This window comes from Terriglobia bacterium (assembly GCA_020073205.1).
In the GTDB taxonomy this organism is placed as follows: domain Bacteria; phylum Acidobacteriota; class Polarisedimenticolia; order Polarisedimenticolales; family JAIQFR01; genus JAIQFR01.
This window is the reverse complement of sequence record JAIQFR010000155.1, coordinates 1-7177: the sequence shown is the minus strand read 5'-3', so window position 1 is coordinate 7177 and position 7177 is coordinate 1. Positions and strand designations below refer to the sequence as shown.

The window sequence follows — 7177 nt, the reverse complement described above, 5'->3', positions numbered from 1 at the left end:
AGGTTTCACGCTGATCGAGCTCCTGATCGTGGTGGCGATCATCGGCATCATCGCCGCGATCGCGATCCCGAACCTGCTGAACGCGATCGACCGCGGCAAGCAGAAGCGGACCATGGCGGACATCCGCTCCATCGGCACCGCCGTGGAGTCGTACGCCATCGACAACAACTACTACCCGACGGCTGCCGACATCGGGACCCTGAAGGCCGTGGGGACCGCCGTCGAGCCCATCTACATCAAGACCATTCCCGCGCAGGACGGCTGGCGCCATGACTTCTACGTCGCATCGACGACCACGGGCTACACGCTCGCGTCCGGCGGCAAGGACGGCGGCGACCTGACCGGCGTCGTGTGGGGTGCCTTCGGCGGCGGCAACGGCGGTGGATTCGACAGCCCGATCATCTTCATGGGCGGGCAGTTCGCGGCCTGGCCCGAGGGCGTCCAGCAGTAATCGACTCGGCTACTCTCCTTCCGTGCGAAGGCGGCGGGATCGTCCCGCCGCCTTTTCTTTCTTGTCCGCCGGGTTGACGAACGGGGGCGAGCGGTGCTCTGCTTGGCGACCGTCCACACACGGGAGGCGGTTCCATGGAGCCCGAGTACCTCCTCTACCGCGCGATCGGCTTCGCCGAGCGCGCCCATCGTGGCCAGTTGCGCAAGGGTACCCAGAAGCCCTACTTCGTCCACCCGGTGGCCGTCGGCATGATGGTCCTCGCCCACGGCTACGGCATCGAGGCCGCGGTCGTGGGACTCCTCCACGACGTCATCGAGGACACCCCCGCCGACCGGGACGAGATCGAGGAGGCGTTTGGTCCGGCGATCGCGCAGGCGGTCGTGGACCTCTCGGAGCCCGACAAGACGCGCCCCTGGGAGGAGCGGAAGCTCGCGTACGTCGCGCACCTCGATCGCGCGTCCGAGCTCGCTCTGCCGACGTGCGCGGCCGACAAGATCCACAACCTGAGGAGCATCCTCTGGGATCTCGACGATGCGCGCACCGAGGGACTCGATCCCGACGACGTGTGGCGCCGGTTCAAGCGGCCCCCGCACCAGATCGCCGCCTACCACCGCGCGGTCTGGACCGCGCTCGGGAACCGCGGGTTCGCCGGACCGCTTGAGGACGCGCTGGGGGAAGCGATCGTGCTCTTCGCCGCAGCCGTCGGAGCCGACCCTTCCCGCGAGCATTTCCTGCGCTGAACGCATGGCGGACCTCGTCGAGATCCTCTTCCGCTCCGCCGCCGAGCGGCTCCTGCCGAAAAGCGGGACGGTTCTGGCGGCGGTGTCGGGAGGCGCGGATTCGGTGGCGCTCCTCCACCTGCTCGCCCACTTCGCCGCGCGGCGGCCGATCAGGATCGTGGTCGCCCACCTCGATCACGCGCTGCGCCGCGGCTCCGCGGCCGACCGCCGGTTCGTGGAGCGGCTCGCCTCGGGTCTCGGCTTGGCCTGTCTCGCCGATCGGCGGCCGGTCGCCGGCCTCCGCCGTCGGGACGAGTCCCCCGAGGAAGCGGCGCGGCGGGTGCGCCGGGCGTTCCTGCTCGAGGCCGCGGCCGAGGCGCGCGCCGGGAGGATTGCCACCGGCCATACCCTCGACGACCAGGCGGAGACGGTGCTGATGCGTCTCGCGCGCGGGGCGGGACCGGCCGCGATCGCGGGGATGGCGCCCGAGGGTCCCGGCCCGTTCGTGCGCCCGCTGCTCGGCGTCGAGCGGGCCGATCTTCGCGCCTGGCTTCGCCGGCGCGGCCTAGGGCACCGCGAGGACCCCTCGAATCTCAGCCTCGAGTACGATCGCAACCGGGTCAGGCGACGAGTGCTTCCCGTGCTCGCCGCGGCGCTGAACCCGCGAGCCGCGCGGCATCTCGTCGAAGCCGCGGAGCGGCTTCGTGAGGACGCGCGGCTCCTCGACGCCCTCGCGAGGCGGCGACTTCAGCGAATCGTGACGCTCGGGGCCTCCGGTAGGCTCTCGATCGACGCCCGGGCGCTCGCAAGAACGCCGGCTGCCCTCGCCGGGAGAATCGCGCGCCTCGCGCTGGAGCGGGCCGGGGCCGACCCGCGGCGCATCGGGACACGGCACGTCGAGGCGCTGCTCGGCCTCGCGGGCGGGGGGGAAGACCGGCGGGCCGACCTCCCCAGCGGGCTGGGTGCCCGGAGACGGGGACCCGAGGTCGTTCTCGATCGCAGAACCTGCCCGAGGAGGTGACGCGATGAAGCTCTCCGGCGAGATCCTGATCGGCGAGGGCCGGCTGCGGGAGCGGGTCGATGCTCTCGCACGCGCCATCGCCACGGACACCCCGGAGGGGACCACGCTCTCGGTCCTGGCGCTGATGGACGGTGCGTTCGTGTTCGCCTCCGACCTCGTGAGGCGCCTTCCGATGCCGGTGCGGCTCGCGCTGGTGCCGGTGCGGTCCGTCGATCGGGGAGGAGACCCGTCGGCGATCGCGCTGCCCGACGAGTTCCCCGTGGAAGGGGCGGACGTCCTGGTCGTCGAGGACATCCTCGACACCGGACGGACGCTTGCGGCCCTTCGCCGCCACCTCCTGTCTTGCCGGCCGGCCCGTGTCAGGATCGCGGTTCTGCTGGACAAGCCCGCTCGACGGGTCGTCAACGTGCCGACGGAGTACGTCGGGTTCACCGTGCCGGACGTCTGGTTGGTCGGTTACGGCCTCGACGCCGATGGGCTCTTCCGGAACCTGCCCTATCTCACGTACGCGGAGTGAGTTCCGGGTGGGGCACGGACCTCGCCGCCCGACCCCGGGCGGCGCCGATGGGCAACGGCCTCTTGGCGATCCGGCGCCACCTCCGTTATATTGTGCAGAGTTCGTTGGGGCGCGTGCGGGGGCGCACCGGGGGAGGGCATCCCCGGACCCGGGGGACGACAGGAGCCGCGCGGTGAATTCACACCTCAAGACCATCGTGATCTGGCTGGTCGTCATCGCGGCGATCGTGATCGGCTACCAGGTCCTGAGCACCGCCGGGAGCCAGCGGGAATCGCTGGACCAGTCCGAGTTCTACGACCGCGTGGCCGCCGGCGACGTCAAGGAAGTCGTCATCACCGGCGACAGCATCGGCTACGAGATCCAGGGGAAGTTCAAGGCGCCGAAAGTCGGGACGCTGGGTCCGAACGTGGCCGGATTCAAGACCTACGCGGTGAAGGACGAGAGCCTGCTGAAGATGCTCCGCGACAAGGGGGTCAAGGTCGAGGCGAAGAAGCCCAGCGACAGCTCGTTCCTGACCCTGCTTCTCACCTGGTCGCCCATGCTCCTGTTCCTCGGCGTCTGGATCTTCTTCATGCGGCAGATGCAGTCCGGCGGGAGCAAGGCGCTCTCGTTCGGCAAGTCCCGCGCGAAGCTGACCTCGTCCCAGGGGAAGAAGGTCACGTTCAAGGACGTGGCGGGGGTCGAGGAGGCCAAGGAAGAACTGCAGGAGATCATCGAGTTCCTGCGCGAGCCGCAGAAGTTCCAGAAGCTCGGCGGCAAGATCCCGAAGGGCGTGCTGCTCATGGGACCCCCGGGAACCGGGAAGACGCTCCTGGCCCGCGCGATCGCCGGCGAGGCGAACGTCCCGTTCTTCTCGATCTCGGGCTCGGACTTCGTCGAGATGTTCGTGGGCGTGGGCGCGTCCCGTGTCCGCGACCTGTTCGAGCAGGGGAAGAAGAACGCGCCGTGCATCATCTTCATCGACGAGATCGATGCGGTCGGCCGCCACCGCGGCGCCGGCCTCGGCGGCGGACATGACGAGCGCGAGCAGACCTTGAACCAGCTCCTCGTCGAAATGGACGGCTTCGAAACCAACGAGGGCGTGATCCTCATCGCCGCGACCAACCGCCCGGACGTGCTCGACCCCGCGCTCCTCCGCCCGGGCCGCTTCGACCGGCAGGTGGTCGTGGGGCGGCCGGACGTCCGCGGCCGGGAGGAGATCCTCAAGGTCCACGTCCGCCGGATCCCGCTCTCGACCGACGTCGAGCTCGCGGTGATCGCCCGCTCGACCCCCGGATTCAGCGGCGCCGACCTCGCGAACCTGGTGAACGAGGCGGCGCTCCACGCGGCCCGGCTGAACCGGAAGTCGGTCGTGCAGGAGGACTTCGAGATCGCGAAGGACAAGGTCCTCATGGGGACCGAGCGGAAATCGCTCATCATCAGCGACTCCGAGAAGAAGGCGACCGCGTACCACGAGGCGGGGCACGCGCTCGTCGCCTACATGCTTCCGGACGCGGACCCGCTGCACAAGGTGACGATCATCCCGCGGGGACGCGCGCTGGGCGTCACGCAGCAGCTTCCGGTGGACGACAAGCACACGTACTCGCGCGAGTACCTCGAGGCGGCGCTCACGGTGATGATGGGGGGCCGCGTGAGCGAGGAGCTGCAGCTCGGGAAGATGACGACCGGCGCCGGCAACGACATCGAGCGGGCGACCGACCTCGCTCGGAAGATGGTCTGCGAGTGGGGGATGTCGGACAAGATGGGCCCGCTGACGTTCGGCAAGAAGGAAGAGGCGATCTTCCTGGGGCGGGAGATCGCCCAGCACAGGGATTACAGCGAGGCCACCGCCATCGACATCGATCGCGAGGTGAAGCAGATCGTCCTGGCGGCCTACCAGGGGGCTCGGCGGATCCTCGAGGAGCACAGCGGGGCCCTGGTCCGCATCGCCGAGGCGCTCCTGGATTACGAGGTCCTCGACGCCGAGCAGATCGCCGCCCTCGTGAAGGGCGAGTCGATGCCGATGCGGCAGCCGGCCGCGACCGCCCCGGCGGCCGGAGCGGCGGAGCCGGACGCGGGACGGGAGCGGATCGGCGAAGGCCGGCCGGGAGTCCTGCCCACGCCGGGCAGCCAGCCCGCCTGACGGCCGGCTTCCGGCCACCGTCTCGGCTGGGACCGGCGCGGCGTGGAAGCCGAGCGGGGGGATCCTTGGAGCACAACCCGCGACTCATCGAGATGGCGGAGCTGCGCCACGCGGTCCGCCGAATGACCGACGTGGACGAGCCTCAAGCGCTGCTCGCCGACCGCCTGTACGCGAGGACGCGACGGGCCGTCCGGCTCGAGGGCGTGTCCCCCGACACCGCCGCGCTCCTCACGCGCGAGGCGGAACCGCTGGGCATCGCGGTCCTCGGTGGGATGCCATCGAGCACCGGCTCCGCCGCGCGGATCCTCGTCGCGGACGACGAGACCCTCCGGCGTCTGGCGTCGATACTCGAGACCTCCGGCGAGAAGGCCCTCGCGTCGGCGATCCGGACCACGCTCTCGAGCTATCTTCGCGCCGATTACTCGCTCTCCTGGCCCGACGGGGAGCGCCTCGTCCTCGGCCGCGAGACCCGGGTGATGGGGATCCTGAACGTGACCCCGGACTCGTTCTCCGACGGCGGGCGGTTCCTGGACCCCGCGGCCGCCCTCGAGGCAGCGGCGGCGCAGGCGGAGGAGGGGGCGGAGATCGTGGACGTCGGCGGCGAGAGCACGCGCCCCGGGGCCGAGCCGGTCCCGGAGGAGGAGGAGGCGCGCCGCATCGTCCCGGTGGTGTCCGCCATCAAGCGGGAGCTGTCGGTCCGGGTCTCGGTGGACACGTACAAAGCGGCCGTCGCCCGGCGCGCCCTCGACGCGGGGGCCGACATGGTCAACGACGTCTCGGCCTTCGCCGATCCGAGGATGATCCAGCTCCTGCGCGACCGTCGCGCGGTCGCCGCCGTCATGCACATGCGGGGCACCCCCCGTTCGATGCAGCAGGACACGCAGTACGTGGACCTCATGGGCTCCATCGTGGGGTTCCTGCGGCGCGCCGTCGAGAAGGCCGCCCAGGGCGGAGTGGCCGATGATAAGATCCTCGTGGATCCGGGCCTGGGCTTTGGGAAGTCCCCCGCGGGGAACCTCCAGATCCTCCGGGAGCTCAGAACCCTGCGGAGCATGGGCCGTCCGATCCTGATCGGGGGCTCGCGAAAGTCGTTCATCGGCGCCGCGTTGAATCTGTCGGTGGGCGCGCGGTTGGAGGGGAGCCTGGCGGTCGCCGCGCTGGCCACCTGGCAGGGGGCCCACGTGGTCCGGGCGCACGATGTCGCCGCGACGGTCCGCGTGGTCCGGATGATCGACGCGATTCGGAACCTCTGACGGGGCACGAGGCGCGGCGACTGGGGAGAAATGCTCGAGCGACTGTCGGCCTCCATCCACCTTCAGGAGCTGGGCGGCCAGGCGCTCCTCGACGTTCTCGTCCTCTCCGTCATCATCTACCAGATCCTCCTGCTGATCCGAGGCACGCGGGCCGTCCAGATGATGGTCGGCGTGGTCGCCCTCGTGATCGCCCATTTCCTCACCCGCCCCGGACTGTTCCACCTGCCTGCCGTGCATGCCGTCCTCGGCAACCTGCTGATCTACATCCCGTTCGCGGTGATCGTCCTGTTCCAGAATCCCATCCGGCAGGCCCTCGCGCGCGTCGGGCGGAACCCCATCTCCGCGCTGATCCCCCGACCGCGCCACGAGAACCTGGCCGAGGAGATCGCGCTGGCGGCCGTTTCCCTCGCGAGCAAGAGCCTCGGCGCCCTGATCGTCGTCGAGCGCGAGCTGGGGCTCAGGGCGTTCTACGAGACCGGGATCGCGATCGACGCCCTGATCTCGTACGACCTGCTGCTGAACATCTTCACGTACGGATCGCCGCTCCACGACGGCGCGGCGATCCTCTCGGAGGGACGCATCAAGGCCGCCGCCTGCTATCTCCCGCTCACCATGGACCCCGGCCTCTCGCGCACGTACGGGACCCGTCATCGCGCCGCGATCGGGATCACGGAGGAGTCGGACGCCCTCGCCGTGGTGGTCTCCGAGGAGCGCGGCATCGTGTCGCTCGCGGAGTCGGGGCGCATCGTCGAGGACCTGGACGCGCGCGGGCTCGCGGAGCGCCTCCGCGCGGCGCTTCTCCCCCGTGCGGAGCGCCGGAAGGACCGCGTGGACGGCCGCGCCGCCGCCGGAGAGGCTCGGGATGCTTGAGCGCCTGCTCCGCAACTGGCCGCTCAAGCTCCTGGCGCTGGGGCTCGCCTTCGCCGTCTGGGTCGCGGTGACCGGCGACAGCCGAGTGCTGCAGGTCTATCCGGCCCCGCTCGACATCAAGCTCCCGGCGGGTTGCGTTCTCGCGGGGTCGGCTCCGACGAAGGTCAGCGTGAGCCTTCGGGGGCCGGAGTCGCTGATCCGCCAGGTGGACCCGTTCAAGCTCG

At 70.4% G+C, this 7177-nt stretch carries 8 protein-coding genes; all 8 read left to right on the top strand.

What is annotated here, in order from left to right:
- On the top strand, positions 1–451 hold a 451-nt coding region (locus LAO51_19290), incomplete at its 5' end, for a type II secretion system protein GspG (protein MBZ5640887.1).
- Between the two features lie 134 nt (positions 452–585).
- Positions 586–1191, top strand: coding sequence for an HD domain-containing protein (locus LAO51_19285; GenBank protein ID MBZ5640886.1), 606 nt, complete (start codon positions 586–588; stop codon positions 1189–1191).
- Between the two features lie 4 nt (positions 1192–1195).
- On the top strand, positions 1196–2191 hold the full coding sequence (gene tilS / locus LAO51_19280) for a tRNA lysidine(34) synthetase TilS (protein MBZ5640885.1): 996 nt from the start codon (positions 1196–1198) through the stop codon (positions 2189–2191).
- Between the two features lie 4 nt (positions 2192–2195).
- Positions 2196–2708: a hypoxanthine phosphoribosyltransferase gene (locus LAO51_19275; GenBank protein MBZ5640884.1), complete on the top strand. Its 513-nt coding sequence runs from the start codon at positions 2196–2198 to the stop codon at positions 2706–2708.
- Positions 2665–4830, top strand: a complete 2166-nt coding sequence (gene ftsH / locus LAO51_19270) for an ATP-dependent zinc metalloprotease FtsH (GenBank protein ID MBZ5640883.1) — start codon at positions 2665–2667, stop codon at positions 4828–4830. The genes LAO51_19275 and ftsH overlap by 44 nt, the downstream gene beginning before the upstream one ends.
- 65 nt (positions 4831–4895) lie before the next feature.
- Positions 4896–6083, top strand: coding sequence for a dihydropteroate synthase (gene folP, locus LAO51_19265; protein MBZ5640882.1), 1188 nt, complete (start codon positions 4896–4898; stop codon positions 6081–6083).
- 30 nt (positions 6084–6113) lie between these two features.
- The gene (gene cdaA / locus LAO51_19260) at positions 6114–6953 is read left to right on the top strand and encodes a diadenylate cyclase CdaA (GenBank protein ID MBZ5640881.1); all 840 of its coding nucleotides are present in this window, start codon (positions 6114–6116) and stop codon (positions 6951–6953) included.
- On the top strand, positions 6946–7177 hold a 232-nt coding region (locus tag LAO51_19255), incomplete at its 3' end, for a hypothetical protein (protein MBZ5640880.1). The genes cdaA and LAO51_19255, both read left to right, overlap by 8 nt.